The organism is Nitrospirillum amazonense, assembly GCF_007828045.1.
In the GTDB taxonomy this organism is placed as follows: Bacteria; Pseudomonadota; Alphaproteobacteria; order Azospirillales; family Azospirillaceae; genus Nitrospirillum; species Nitrospirillum amazonense_C.
The window spans coordinates 82,987-96,966 of the sequence record NZ_VITN01000010.1; the positions used below are offsets into that span (position 1 = coordinate 82,987).

Sequence of the window (13,980 nt, forward strand, 5' to 3'; positions counted from 1 at the left end):
AGGAACAGGGGAGGGAAGATGGCTCGAACCGTGCTGGTAACGGGATCGGCGTCGGGTATTGGCTTGGCCGTGCGCCGCCGATTGGAGGCCGCAGGCGACCGCGTGATCGGTGCCGATATCCGTGATGCCGAGATCGAAGCGGATTTGGCCACGGCGGATGGCCGGCGGTGGCTGGTGGAGCGGGCCCATGCCCTGGCGCCTGAGGGGCTGGATGGTGTCGTCGCCAACGCCGGGATCTCGCGGCCGGACCGGCCGGAGGAGACGTTGGCCGTCAACTATTTCGGTGCCGTCGCCACGCTGGAGGGGCTGCGCCCGCTGCTGGCGTTGTCCTCACGAGGTCGCGCCGTCGCCACCTGCTCGACGGCGGCCTTGCTGCCAGTGGGAGATGCGGTGGCCGCCACTTGCCTGACAGGGGATGAGGCTGCCGCGCTGGCTGTCCTTTCCGACAGTCCGGAAGTGGCTTATCCGGCGTCGAAAAAGGCGTTGGCGCTATGGCTGCGCCGCACCGCTGTGCATCCGGAATGGGCGGGCGCTGGCATCCTTCTGAATGGTGTGGCGCCGGGTGTGGTGGAGACACCCATGACCGCGCAGTTGCTGGCGGATGCACAGATGCGGGCGGTGATCGACCAGACCAACCCCATGGCGGTCCCCGGTTTTGCCAGGCCGGATGAGATCGCGGAGTTGATCATCTACCTGCTGGGTTTCGAGGGGCACTACCTCCTGGGCCAGATCATCTTCAACGACGGTGGGACGGATGCGCTGATGCGACCGGACCGGTTCTGAGCACGGGGAAGCGGGAATGTCCGGTCGTCTAAATGGGAAGGTCGCCTTGATCACCGGCGGCGCTTCCGGCATCGGCTTGGCGATGGTCCGGCTGTTCGTGGCCGAAGGCGCGCGCATTGTCGTCGCCGACATCCAGGATGACAAGGGACGGGTGCTGGAGCAGGTCCATGACGGGCGGGTGCGCCACATTCGGTGCGATGTCACGCAGGAGGCGGAAATCGCCGCCGCCGTCGCCCTGGCGTCAACGTCGTTCGGCGGGCTGGACATCCTGGTCAACAATGCCGGCATTTGCGACATGATGCCTTCCATCACCGCGATCGAGGCCGAGCAGTGGGACTGGATCTTCCAAGTCCTGCTGCGGGGACCCGCCTTGGGCATGAAGTACGCCGCCCCGTTGCTGGCAGCGCGCGGCGGTGGCGCCATCGTCAATGTCGCGTCCGTGGCGGGCATGCAGGCGGGATGGGGACCGATCGCTTATTCCACGGCCAAGGCCGGCCTGCTGCACCTGACGCGCACGGTGGCAGCTGAATTGTCCCCTCAGCGTATACGGGTCAACGCCGTGTGCCCCGGCATGATCGCCACGTCCATCTTTGGCGCTTCATTGGGTATGGACCGGCCGGCTGCGGACCAGTTCGCTGCCCGTGTGGCGGAGGTGTGCGCGCATGCCCAGCCCATTCCCCGGGCCGGGCAGCCGGAAGACATCGCCTGCGCGGCCTTATACTTGGCCAGTGAGGAGGCGAGTTTCGTTACCGGCGTCAGCTTTGTCGTCGACGGCGGGTTGAGCGTGGGGCCGCGTCACGCCTGGGACGCCAACGCGCCCCATCCCCTGGCCGATCTGGCCCGTGACCAGGCGCAATGACTGCGAGATAGGGAGGAAAAGGTGGATCGACTGAAGGACCGTGTCGCCATTGTCACCGGTGGTGCCAAGGGCATGGGGGCGGCCACTTGCCGCCTGTTCGCGGCCGAGGGCGCATACGTTGTCGTGGCCGACATGGCGGATGACGAGGGACGCGCCCTTGCCATGGAATTGGGGCCGCGGGGGCAATATTTCCCGCTGGATGTCCGGAAGGGGGCGGCATGGGAAGCGTTGGTGGCCGATGTCACGCAGCGCTGGGGGCGCATAGACGCCCTGGTGAACAACGCCGGCGTCCTGCACTTCGCGGACATCGAACACCTTGCCGAAGAAGACTTCGACCGGGTCTACCAGGTGAACGTGAAGGGCGCGTTCCTGGGCCTGAAGCATGTCGGTGGCGTGATGAAGGCTGCCGGCCGGGGGGCTGTGGTCAACATCTCGTCCATTGACGGGCTGCGTGGCAGCAATGGTGTGGCCGCCTATGTCGCCAGCAAGTGGGCTCTCCGTGGGCTGACGCGGGCGGCGGCCCTGGAACTCGGCCACCATGGTGTCCGCGTCAATTCCGTCCATCCCGGGGGCATCGACACCACCATGGGCAATCCCATGGGCCTTTCGGGACAAGCCAAGAACCGGGGCTATGAGGTCGTTCCCTTGCAGCGCATGGGGGAAACCCAGGAAGTCGCGGCCGCCAGCCTGTTCCTCTGTTCCGACGATGCCTCCTACATCTGCGGGGCCGAATTGGCGGTGGATGGCGGCTGGTCGGCCGGCCATTACCATGTGTTCCTGCAAGGGGCTCCGTCTTCCATCGCGCAGTCCTTCACCTGACCGATCACGCTGGGCTATTGGCTTGGATAAATTGTAAGTAAGTGCACGCTTAGTATTGCGCGACCCCGTCATGCCCGCTACGCTGGTGGTAGAAGAAGTAAGACTTCCGACGCCGCTGGGAGGGCGTCACCCCTGACGGTGCTTGAGCCGATATCGCGCCTAAGCCCTTGAAATAATGAAACCAGGGAGGAAGCCTCGTGTCGAACGCGGGCCAGGAACCGAAGGGCGGCGCCGAGCGCCATCTGGGACATATCGCCTTACATTATCGCGTGCCGGAGGAGGGGCCGCTGGCCGCGCGTCTGCTGATGCTGGTGGGTTTTCAGGTCGTGCAGGATTTTCCCATGCCCGATGGAACACGCTTCTATCAGCTGGCGTTGGACGGCGCTGAAGCGGCGGCGGGCCAGGGGATCGTCTATCTCTCCGCGCTGCCGGCGCCGGATCGCGCCTTGATGGCGGCGGTGCACGCGGCCTTGCGCGTAGGTGAAGTCGATGAGCATCCCGCCGTGGCGGGCTTCCGCGCGGCGCAGGCCAGCGATCCCGAATATGGCTTCCACGTCGGCATCGTGGCCCGGTCCTTGGACTGGGTGGAGCGGACGATGCTGGCGGCGCGCGAGTTGGCGGCGAACGATCCTGCCTTCAAGGGGCGGCTGAACCTGCTGGCCAACCGATCGCGCCGGGGTACGGCGGCGGTGGACGAGCGGCTGGATACCTCCCCCGTCTTCGGGGATACGCCGCGCTACACCTATGGTCGGCACGCGGTCCAGGCTTTCATCGAGACCGACATTTTCGCCGCCGGGCCGTTGGGTGAGAAGCTGGTTCTGGAACTCGATTACGTCTTCCCCGGCTACCCCGAGAACATGTTCACCAAGACCGAAATCTGACTTGTCGCTTCCCGTTGGCGGGGAAGCCGCGCCGATCTCGCTGTCTCTGGAGCAAACCATGAATATTTCGCCGCAACTGAAACCCTTCGTCGATGCCGCTGCCCATTTCCCCAAGGTGGACAGCATTCCCCTGGCCGATTTACGCAAGGCGGTGCGGGACGCGTCGCTGGCCTTTCCGCCGTTGGCGGTGCCCATCGCCAAGATCGAGGATCGCGTCATCGCCGGCCCGGCGGGCGACCTGCGCCTGCGGCTCTACACCCCGGCAAGTGGAACTCCGGCACCGGTATTGGTCTATTTCCATGGCGGCGGCTTCGTCATGGGGGACCTGGATACGCAGGACATGATCTGCCGGGGCCTGTGTCATGCGGCGGGATGCTTGGTGGTTTCGGTGGACTACCGCCTGGCGCCCGAGCATCCATTCCCGGCGGGGCCTGATGACTGCTGGGCGGCCACCTGCTGGGCCGCCGACCATGCCGAGGAGATCGGCGGCATTCCCGGCCGCTTGGCCGTGGCTGGGGACAGCGCCGGTGCGGTGCTGGCGGCGTCGGTGGCCCTGCGGGCCCGCGATGAAGGCGGCCCCCAACTGGATGGGCAGGTGCTGATCTATGGATCGGGCGGCTATCCCCGCGGTGAGACGGCGTCTTGGCGCGACTATCCCGTGGCCCCCTTCATCAGCACCGAGGACACGTTCTTCTATTGGCATCAATACCTGTCACAGGTGGAGGCGCAGCGGGATAATCCGCTGGCGTCGCCCAATCGCGCCGAATCCCATGTTGGCGCCGCGCCGGCCTTCATCGCCACGGCTGAATTCGACCCGACCCGTGATGATGCGGAAGGCTATGGCCTGCTTCTTGTGGCTGCGGGCGTTCCCGTCACCACCCGGCGTTATGTCGGCATGGTGCACGGCTTTGTTTCCTGGCTTGGCGTGATCGACGCGGCGCAGACGGCCGTGGATGATGTAGGCGGCTGGCTACGCCAGCAATTCAGCGCGAAGGCCGGGTAGCCGGCCGGCTGGGTTCTCTGCCTGTGCGTGCGTTGCCTGAGAGACCGATACAACAACGGTGGTCCTGACGCGGAATCCGCGCAAGCCGCCGAACCCCGGGGAGGCGGACATGGCTCTATCCAAGGCGAGCGGTAAGCACTTTTCCAGCATGGTCTTCAGGTCCGGGCGAAGCGCCCATGGGGCCCGGGGGTGGGACAATGGGGGGCGGGACAGTGGCTTCCGCCTGCATCACATTGGTGTGTCGGTGGCCGCCGGCCTCCTGGTGCTGGTGGCCGTGTTGTTGCTTCACTCCCTCAAGCCGGCCCTGTTGTCACGCCTGGTGACCGATCCCCTGGTGGCCGCCCAGGCGCAGATTGCCCGTGGATATCATTGCAAGGCCAACGGCTCGTTTATCGGGTGCTGAAGCGATCTGTTTATCGCACCCTGCCGGAACCCGGTGGCTTGGCCAATTGAAGGCCGGGTGCCTTGCAAGAGCCCCTTTGACCCCATTCACGCGCGTGCCTTCGCCGTGTGCCGCGCCATGCCCGCGAGTTTGTCCGCGGATATGGCGCGGATGCGTCGCCGTGCTCTGAGGGCCGCCGGCCATCGCGGCTACGCAAAGTGGGGTTCTTGGCCACAATGACCGCCAAAATGCGGCGCCACTACATAGAGATGTTGCGCAATAGTGCGTATCATGTACTATGAAGCCGTTATTTGCGCAAAAGATGATAGTGCAGACATCGCAATTGCCGGAAGGGTGATTGGCGCGACGGGAAACTGCGTCTCCGGCGATTGGGCTCGCCGAATTAGTCAAAAGTCAAAGAGCCGAGGCGGAAACAAGCCTGCGGCATACGGGGAGGGAAGACATGTCTTTGCGTTCATACGCCCGAGGTGCGTCCACGCTTGGTGGCAGTTTCGCTGGTGCAACACTGGCGGGGGTCGCCGCCTTGTCCTTGTGTTTGGCCACCACCGCACGGGCCCAGCCTGTCGCCGCATCCGGCGCGTCGGATAGCCAGGGAGCGACGGAGCTTGAGGAAATCATCGTCACCGCGACCCGCCATTCCCAGGCGCTGAAGGATGTGCCGATGGCGGTCGATGCCGTGTCCTCGGCGGACATGGCGAAGTACAACATCCTAGCGGTGCAGGATGTCCAGCAGCTGACGCCGGGGCTTGAGATCGCGAACACCACCGGACGCAACCAGGCCGCCACATTGCGTGGCATTCCCTTCGATCCCGATACGGGATCGGCGCCGGCGGTCGATGTCTATTTCAACGAGATCAACATCGACGCGCAGACGGCCTTCACCTCGCTCTATGACGTCAGCCAGGTCGAGGTCCTGCGCGGGCCCCAGGGTCTGCTGCGTGGACGGACGGCCCCGGCGGGCGCCATCACCATCACCACCCGCAAGCCTGACATGGACAAGGTTGGGGGCTATGCCCAGATGACGGTGTCGGACCGGGGCGGGCGGAACGTGCAGGGCGCGATCAACGCCCCCATCGTCGACAATGTGCTGGCCGTTCGTGTCGCCGGTGTCCTCGACGGCAACCGGATCAATGACGTTCGGAACGTCAACAATGGCGAGCGCTCGCACGGCCGCACGGGCAGCGTGCGTGCCACGGTGGAATATGATCCGACGCCCGACCTGCAGTTCGTCGTGACCGACCAGTACATGAAAAGCCGGAATGTTCAGTTCCAGCAGGTGGCCGGCAACGGCAATTCCATTCTGGCGTCGGGGCCGGGTTTTCCGCCCACGGTGAAGCTGGCCGCCAACGGTCCGGTCGCCGGTGCCGACGACTACATCGCGGTGGCCGACGGCATCCCGCAATTCGTCAGCGAAACCAACTTGATCACCTTTGAAGGCTCCTGGGATCTGGGGCCGGCCACCCTGGTGCTGAACGCCGGTGATCAACAGGCTGTCCTGAACCAGCTGGTCGATCTTGATGTGGGGAATAGCCTACCTGGTTACCAGCAGCTTCAGAAAAATCACATTAGCTATTACATCCGGTCCGCCGAATTGCGCTTGCAGTCCAATGGCCAGAATTTTTGGAACTACTTGGTAGGTGTCTCCTACTATTCAGAAGGTACGCCGACGACCACAACCCAGCCCAATGACCAGTTCCTGACCGGGCTGTATCCTTCCCCACCGCAGCCGGGTTCATTCTATCCCTTCTACAATGTCATTCCGGTGAATGTCAGGATCACCGTTCCGGGGACCACGTATGTGTCCTCGCTCTATGCCAGCAACAGCTTCCAGTTCACCGACCAACTGGGGTTGCAGGTGGGTGCCCGCTACACTCATTCCCGCAGCCAGCAACAGAGCTTCCTGACCGTCAGTTCGGCCGGGACCACGGTCTACGACAACTTTGGGACGCTGCCCAACAGCGCGGCCTACCGGTCGCAGGACTATGTGACCGGCGGCGCCAACCTGACCTATAAGCTGACCGATGACATTTCCACCTACATCAGCTATGGGCGTTCCTACCGTGTCGGCCCGGCCTCGGTCGGTGTAACGGCGCAGCTGAATAGCGCGTTGATCGTCGCGAAGAACGAGTCCTCCAATTCCTACGAATTGGGCCTGAAGGGCAGTTTCCTGGGCAACCGGCTGTCGGCCAATGTCGACGTCTTCCACCAGGACTTCACCAACTACATCGGTCGCACGACTGATACCATCAATGCGTCCGACGGTCTCTACGGGCCGGGGATCGTGGACTCCACCCTGCAACTGAACTGGAACGGGAACGTCAGCTCGACCGGTATCGAGGCCCAGCTCCGTGGCCAGATTCTCGACAACTGGACCGCTGGTGCCAACGTCAGCTATGTCGATGCGCACTATGAGAACGGCCAGATGCCGTGCAACATCTTCGACGCCAACGGCACGCCCATCCTGAATACCCCGACGGTGGGCGTGTCCTATTGCCCCTACAACGGCCGGATCGCCCAGACCTCCAAGTTTCACCTGTCGGCCAACACCGAATATGATTTCGACGTGGGGGCGGTGCAGCCCTTCATCCGGGCGTTGGTGACCTATCAACCGGGGTTCTATTCGTCGGTCGACCATTACCAGTTCAACGATATCACCCAGATGAATCTCTATGTCGGTGTCCGCGGCAAGGACGACCGGTGGAGCCTGACCCTGTTCGCCAAGAACCTGTTTGACACGCGGGAGATCACCGCCATCAACAGCGCCAACGCCAGCTATCCGTCAGTCGTGGGCACTTATCTCGCCACGCCGCCCTATTTTGCAGAGACCGCCGGTCCCGCCTTCAACTCCGGCTACCGTCTGGTCAGCACGACCCGGCCGCGGGAACTGGGGATGACGCTGTCCTATGAGTTTTGAGGGAACTGATTTTCCGGCCCTGACTCCTGGCTGACCGTGTATCTAAATCTGGTGGGGGCGATCTTCGGCTCGGTCCTCACCACATAATCCGAATGTTGCGACCGTTCGGCCGGCTGCTTCAAATTCAAAGCGTGGCTTGGACAAGCGATTCTTGCGCCAAGCTAGAAGCGTGGTTGTGACTAGTTACGCTCGCGCCGCCATTTCGAAGGTGCAACGCCAGTAGCCTTGCGGAACGCATCAGAAAAATGGCTGGGGCTTGCAAAGCCGAGCGCCATTGCGATGTCCGTTATGGTGCGATTGGGGGTGAGTAGGGCCTCTTTGGCCATCGAGATGCGCCGCTGGGTAATGTACTGGAGGGGCGACAATCCCACGCTGATTCTAAATGCTCTACCGAAGTGATCGGGGCTTAGACCGGCTTCGCGCGCCAGGCGGCAGAGGGTGAGCGATTCCTGAAGTCGACCATCAATGAAGGCCAGAATGTGCCGCTGTCTCATAAGCCCGAGGCCGCCTGCCGCCAACGGTTGCCTAACCGTATGGCCAGCGAAGAGTTCATAGGCTCGGGTGATGAGAAGATTCCCTGCCAGCGGCAGATAGGTGGAATCATCATGAGATCGATGGTCAAGCCGCCCCCGTAGGACAGCGGAAATATTCAGTAACATGGGATCATCTATTCCAATCCAAGGGCCTGCCCCTGCCACTATTCGACTGGGGGGAAATGTTTTCAGGGTGCTGACAACAAAATTTGGAGTCAAAGCAACAATGAATGTGGATATTTGTTCGGGCCAGCTAGCATATAATATTGTTTCAGGTGGAATAATATTGATTTCTCCTAATTTAACGTGCTGTCGATTCGGTGTCGGATTTCCTGGGGTGTGCCAAGTTAATGTGTGCGGAGGGCCGTCATTTTGGAGTAGAAGAAATTGTGGTGACCCAAAACGAATTTCATGGCAACGATCCAGGGTATATTGGCCGACAATAAGATGTCGCTGCCGGATGCGACGCTGGGTCGTGATACCGGCTGGCAAAGCATCCGCCATAAAATCCACGAAAAGATACCTATCCATGTAGTCATTCACGTGTGTAGTCAAAGATCGATGCGATATCGTGCAATTTCGGTTTGTTTTTGCCCAAAACTCACATATTGGGAATTCTGTGGTAATTTTAATTTCTTTCTATTATTATGTATAATATTAAAATTTCATACACCTGAGGTGGTATGTGGCGATTCATCTATGGGTATATTATTAATAAATGCATAAGCGAAAGTTCAGCGCCCATTTGACATTCGCCGCGCGAATTTGGAAGTTTTTTGTGAAGTTCGGATCGATAATCATTGATAGCAGTTATTCAATTAAAAGCCGATTAAGCACCGCGCGCGGCGCGATCCAGGCTCCGGGAAGCAATGGAGGAATGCCATGCAGGACGAGACACCTACTGCATCGTTTCACGTTGCCCCCGATTGGCGGAATGGCGCCAGCTATCGCGCTCTACTAACCCTTGATAGGGTCGGCTGGGCCTGGGAGTGGCTTAAGCGCAATGGAGAATTCCGAACGCAGTTGGGTGGACTTTCACCTCACTTCCGCAGAGAGGGGCAAGTCCTCACTGCAGTGGGGGACCTCTCTTCTTTGAAAGCCTGGGGGGTTCTCTTTCGCCGATTTGTCAGACAGGGGACGGGTGTTCTGGGACCCTTCTGCGCACCCTGCCATTGTTCCGCTCGTTGCGGAGCCGGCGGGCCGCTACGCCGAGATGGCAGACTTGTTCGATTGGCGGCTGGTCAGCAACCTCGTGTCGATTCTGCGCCTCCCCGACGGCGCCGAACATCTGCTGCTGAGCGACGGGCAGCGCCAGCTTCAGGTCGCCGTCACTTCCGGCACCCTGCTGGAAGGGCCAGTCCACCTAATCTGCACCTTGCGCGGAATGCGCGATATCGACTGCAAAGTTCTAGCTCTGCGGCGGCTGTCCATGTGCCGGCGATTGGGGCGGTTACCACGCTCCCTGTATGCCCGGGAGCCTTCGGCTATCCGATGGGTCGCCAAGTTACGCGCGTTCGACGCCGTGTCGGCTGGTGCCACCCAGCGAGAAATTGCAACTGCGCTGGTCGGCGAAAGGCGGACAGCGACCGAATGGTCCGGAAGGTCGGACTATCTTCGTCTCCGTGTTCAGCGATTGGTTCGGGATGGTCGCCGGTTGTCCCGCGGTGGGTATCGCGCCTTGCTGTCTTGAGTAGTGGACTGCGGGTCCTGGGGGCGAAGCGCAGGGTGCTGATCAGGTCGGCTTTGATGCCAGGGCGGGCCGCACCCAATGGTTCCATCGCGCTCACCCCCGATGAGGAGACTGAACAATGAAGGCGCTCACCATCATTCTGCCTGTGGTGGTTCTTCTCAGTGTCGGAGTTGCTGTCGTCTTTTGGCCTCAGCACCAAGCTCAACCGGGAGGAACGGCCACTGCCAGCGATGCGGGCGTCCTTGAAATAGAAGGTGCCCGACATCGGCTATCGGGGGTTTCCTCACCAAAGCCGGGAGACCAGTGCACAGATGAGCAGGGGCGTAGCTGGGACTGTGGTCGGCAGGCCATGCAGGCACTGCAGAATCTGGTCGCCGGCAAGCTCATCCAATGCCGTTTGTCGGAAACCAACCGGGCGCTTGAAGACTGCTTCGTTGGCGGAAAGTCTTTATCGGAGATGATGGTTCGCCAGGGCTGGGCTGTGACGTGCCCGGCTGGTCAGGCGAACTACGATGCCGCTGAACGTAATGCGCGATTCCTGGCGCTGGGTCTCTGGCGCGGTGGGGTTAATCCGGCGGTAGCGCGCGGCCAGTGTCCTAGGTAACAGGCTGAAGCGGTGAGAGTGAGAGGAAGGCTCGGGTTTCCGTGACGGACTGACAGCCAGAGGAAGGCCTCCGGCGTCCGTCATGGAGACGTGCCATGAGCCAGGTTGAAACCCTTGATGCCGCTCAAGATCACCGGGGTGGCTATCGGGTGGACGTCACTCGCGGCCAGCGGGTGGGCCGGGTATCCTCGGAATGGTTTTCCCGGCCGGATGATGAGCGCTACCTGTCGCTCAGCGACCTCTATTCCGCTGTCCGCTGCCGAACCGATCACAGCCAAACCAGGACGATCCCCTCGGCTGATATTCGCGTGGAGGCTGATCGTGACGATCCGGACGCGCTGGCCCTGATGATCCCGGGGGCGGATCGGGCGGCTGCACCGACGCACTGGAGTTTCGGCCAACTGGCCGGCCTGGTGGGCGCACCGGCGGCCTATCTTCGGCAGCTGCCGGCGGCCTTGGCCGGTATCAACCTCCAGTACGGCTTGGCCTCCAATCGCGCTGAGCAGATCAAGACGCTGGAGGTCGACAACGACGGGCGGGTCGAACTTCGTGCCGCCACCGGGCCCGACTATGGGCGGATCTATGACCACGAACTGGTCTCGGCCGTACAGCGCATCGCCGGCAACGGCACGGGCGACACCCGCTGGAAGGTGCCGGGCGTGCTGGACTGGTCCACCGGCGTCTATAACCCGCGCGTCGACATAACGCAGGATACGACGACGCTTTATGCGTCCGACCGCGACGTGTTCTTGTTCCTGGTCGACGACCTGAACCCGATCGAGGCCGGCCGGCTGGCGGACGGATCGCCAGACCTCTTCTTTCGCGGCTTCTTCTGCTGGAACTCGGAGGTTGGTGCCAAGACCCTGGGCATGGCCAGCTTCTATCTCCGGGCTGTCTGTCAGAACCGGAACCTCTGGGGCGTCGAGGATTTCGAGGAAATCACCATCCGGCACTCCAAATACGCCGCGAACCGGTTCGCGCATGAGGCGGCGCCGGCCTTGACCCGCTTCGCCAATTCCTCGCCGGCACCCTTCGTCAATGGCATCCGGGCGGCCCGCACCCAGATCGTCGCCCGCACCGAGGATGATCGTAGCGACTTCCTGCGCAAGCGGGGTTTCTCCAAGGGCGAGACCGACAAGATCATCGAGACCGTGCTGGCGGAGGAGGGGCGCAAGCCGGAGAGCATCTTCGATTTCGTGCAGGGCATCACGGCGGTGGCCCGCCACAAGCCCCACCAGGATGCGCGGTTGGAGATGGAGGGGCGGGCCAAGAAGCTGCTGGAGCGGGCGGCCTGAACCCACGGGTACGGCGGTGGTCAGAGGAAAAGGAAGGCCGGGGTTTTCACGACGGGTTGGAAGGCAGGAGAGAGGTTCCCGCCGGCCCGTCGTGGAGACCAACCATGGCGAGTACCCCTACCAAGATCATCCTGAGCCGGTCTCAGGACATTCCCTTCGACAAGCTGGTCCTGTCCCAGGCCAACGTCCGCCGCGTCAAGGCGGGCGTGTCCATCTCCGACCTGGCGGACGACATTGCCCGCCGCACGCTGCTGCAGAGCCTGACGGTGCGCGTGCAGTTGGACGCCGAGGGCAAGGAGACGGGGAAGTACGAAATCCCCACCGGCGGCCGGCGCTTCCGCGCGCTGGAACTTCTGGTGAAGCAGAAGCGCCTGGCCAAGACGGCGCCCATCCCGTGCATCATCCGCACGGAAGGCCTGGGCGAGGAGGACTCCCTGGCCGAGAACACCCAGCGTGAGGCGCTGCACCCCCTGGACCAGTTCCGCGCCTTCCAGACCCTGCGGGAGAAGGGGCTGGATGAGGAGGAGATCGCCGCGCGCTTCTTCGTGACGCCGGCGGTGGTGAAGCAGCGGCTGCGGCTGGCCTCCGTGTCGCCCAAGCTGCTGGACCTCTACGCCGAGGACGGCATCACGCTGGAGCAGTTGATGGCCTTCAGCGTCAGCGACAACCACGAACACCAGGAGCAGGTCTGGGCGGGGTCCCAGAATTGGCAGCGCCAGCCTTTCCACATCCGCCAGGCGCTGACGGCCAGCAGTGTTCCCGTCCGGGACAAGCGGGCCAAGTTCGTTGGCCTGGACACCTACGTTGCCGCCGGCGGGCCGGTGATGCGCGACCTGTTCACGCCCGATGAGGGCGGGTGGCTGTGCGATGTCCCGCTGCTGGACCGCCTGGTGGCCGAGAAACTGGCCAGCAATGCCGAAGCGGTCACGGCGGAGGGCTGGAAGTGGATCGAGACCGACCTCGACTTCTCCTATGGGCATGCCGCCGGCCTGCGCCGTTTGACGGCCGAGGAGGTGCCCATGACGGACGAGGAGCAGGCCCGGCGTGACGAGCTGCACACCCAGCATGAGCGCCTGCTCGAGATCTATGACAGCCCCGAGGACCCGCCCGAGGGCATCGATCAACAGCTGTCCGCCATCGAGGACGAGATGGCCAAGCTGGATGATCGTCCCCGGCGCTTCGGAGCGGATGAGATGGCGCGGGCGGGCTGCTTCGTCAGCATCGGTCCCGACGGCGTGCTGCGGGTGGACCGGGGCTTCGTGCGACCCGAGGACGAGGCGCAGCCGGAGCCCGTGGCGGAGGCTGAGTTCGCTGCTGGCGGCGATGATGATGGCACGGCCGCGCCGCCGGCCTTGCCGGTGGCGGCAGGTGTGGACGAGACCATCACCCAGGACCTGGAGGCGGAGGAGGACGGCCTGAAGCCGCTGCCGGAGCGGCTGGTGATGGAACTGACGGCCTATCGCACCCTGGCCCTGCGGGACGCCATGGCGCAGGATCCGGACACGGCGTTCATCGCCGTCCTGCATGTCCTTTGCCTGCAAACCTTCTATAGCCGCGGCACGGATTCCTGCCTGCAGATCTCGGCGCGGAGCCCCAGCTTCATGGTCCAGCCGCCGGGCCTGACGGACAGTGCACCAGCACAATCGATCCAGGCCCGGCAGGAGAACTGGGCGAAGCAATTACCTCAGGAGCCCGGTGATCTTTGGGGTGTCCTGGTCGGATTCGACTCGGACAGCATGGCGTCTCTCTTCGCCCACTGCGCCGCGCTCACCATTCACGCGGTGCTGTCGTCCGTCGAGCATTCGCCCGCATTCCAGCGAAATGCGGACCGGCTCGCCAATGTCCTGCAACTGGACCTGGCATCGGTTGGTTGGGCACCGACGACGGGCAACTACCTCGGCCGGGTGACCAAGGCCCGCATCATTGAGGCGGTGACCGAGGCGAAGGGGGAGGCCGTCGCCCGCCGGATCGACCACCTGCGCAAGCCCGACATGGTGGAACAAGCTGAACAGCTCCTGGCCGGCACCGGCTGGCTGCCCGTTCCGTTGCGGTCACCAGGCCAGGTGTTCGGCACGCCCGAGTCGTCTGGCGGTGCCCCCGATCAGATGCCGGAGGGTCAGGAAGCGGCAACGCCGCAGTCGGTCGCGGCCGAGTAGCCGCCCATCGATCTCGATCAACTTATGGCCTGACCCCAGT

Annotated in this window: 12 protein-coding genes and 1 pseudogene; 12 read left to right on the forward strand and 1 reads right to left on the reverse strand. The window is 62.9% G+C overall.

Going from position 1 to position 13,980, the window contains the following annotated elements; genetic code table 11:
• The first annotated feature begins 18 nt into the window (after positions 1–18).
• The 7 genes from FBZ89_RS16710 to FBZ89_RS16740 all read left to right on the forward strand — a co-directional run bounded on the left by FBZ89_RS16710 (position 19) and on the right by FBZ89_RS16740 (position 7,662).
• Positions 19–783, forward strand: a complete 765-nt coding sequence (locus FBZ89_RS16710; RefSeq protein ID WP_145613643.1) for an SDR family oxidoreductase — start codon at positions 19–21, stop codon at positions 781–783.
• 16 nt (positions 784–799) lie between these two features.
• Positions 800–1,642: an SDR family NAD(P)-dependent oxidoreductase gene (locus FBZ89_RS16715; RefSeq protein ID WP_145613642.1), complete on the forward strand. Its 843-nt coding sequence runs from the start codon at positions 800–802 to the stop codon at positions 1,640–1,642.
• Between the two features lie 21 nt (positions 1,643–1,663).
• Positions 1,664–2,461, forward strand: coding sequence for an SDR family NAD(P)-dependent oxidoreductase (locus FBZ89_RS16720; RefSeq protein ID WP_145613641.1), 798 nt, complete (start codon positions 1,664–1,666; stop codon positions 2,459–2,461).
• Positions 2,462–2,658: 197 nt separating this feature from the next.
• Entirely contained in the window at positions 2,659–3,342 is a 684-nt protein-coding gene (locus FBZ89_RS16725; protein ID WP_145613640.1) for a hypothetical protein, read from the forward strand.
• A gap of 58 nt (positions 3,343–3,400) precedes the next feature.
• Positions 3,401–4,345, forward strand: a complete 945-nt coding sequence (locus tag FBZ89_RS16730; protein ID WP_186455009.1) for an alpha/beta hydrolase — start codon at positions 3,401–3,403, stop codon at positions 4,343–4,345.
• Between the two features lie 109 nt (positions 4,346–4,454).
• Complete coding sequence (locus FBZ89_RS16735; RefSeq protein WP_145613638.1) at positions 4,455–4,748, forward strand: hypothetical protein; 294 nt, start codon at positions 4,455–4,457, stop codon at positions 4,746–4,748.
• A 523-nt stretch (positions 4,749–5,271) separates the two neighbouring features.
• Entirely contained in the window at positions 5,272–7,662 is a 2,391-nt protein-coding gene (locus FBZ89_RS16740) for a TonB-dependent receptor (RefSeq protein ID WP_186455008.1), read from the forward strand.
• Positions 7,663–7,841: 179 nt separating this feature from the next.
• On the opposite strand, the gene FBZ89_RS16745 is transcribed toward FBZ89_RS16740, so the two are convergent.
• Positions 7,842–8,738, reverse strand: coding sequence for a helix-turn-helix transcriptional regulator (locus tag FBZ89_RS16745; RefSeq protein WP_145751040.1), 897 nt, complete (start codon positions 8,736–8,738; stop codon positions 7,842–7,844).
• Positions 8,739–9,077: 339 nt separating this feature from the next.
• On the opposite strand from FBZ89_RS16745, the pseudogene FBZ89_RS32055 reads away from it, so the two are divergent.
• From FBZ89_RS32055 to FBZ89_RS16765, 5 genes and pseudogenes are all read left to right on the forward strand, one after another.
• Positions 9,078–9,302: pseudogene (locus FBZ89_RS32055) on the forward strand (transcriptional regulator domain-containing protein); the annotation flags it as partial.
• A gap of 277 nt (positions 9,303–9,579) precedes the next feature.
• A complete protein-coding gene (locus FBZ89_RS32060) occupies positions 9,580–9,885 on the forward strand; it encodes a DNA -binding domain-containing protein (RefSeq protein WP_425465962.1) in 306 nt (101 codons plus the stop codon).
• A 118-nt stretch (positions 9,886–10,003) separates the two neighbouring features.
• Positions 10,004–10,489, forward strand: a complete 486-nt coding sequence (locus FBZ89_RS16755) for a thermonuclease family protein (RefSeq protein ID WP_145613634.1) — start codon at positions 10,004–10,006, stop codon at positions 10,487–10,489.
• A 95-nt stretch (positions 10,490–10,584) separates the two neighbouring features.
• Positions 10,585–11,784, forward strand: coding sequence for a DUF932 domain-containing protein (locus FBZ89_RS16760; RefSeq protein ID WP_145751041.1), 1,200 nt, complete (start codon positions 10,585–10,587; stop codon positions 11,782–11,784).
• 104 nt (positions 11,785–11,888) lie between these two features.
• Positions 11,889–13,940: a ParB/RepB/Spo0J family partition protein gene (locus FBZ89_RS16765; RefSeq protein WP_145751042.1), complete on the forward strand. Its 2,052-nt coding sequence runs from the start codon at positions 11,889–11,891 to the stop codon at positions 13,938–13,940.
• Positions 13,941–13,980 lie beyond the last annotated feature (40 nt).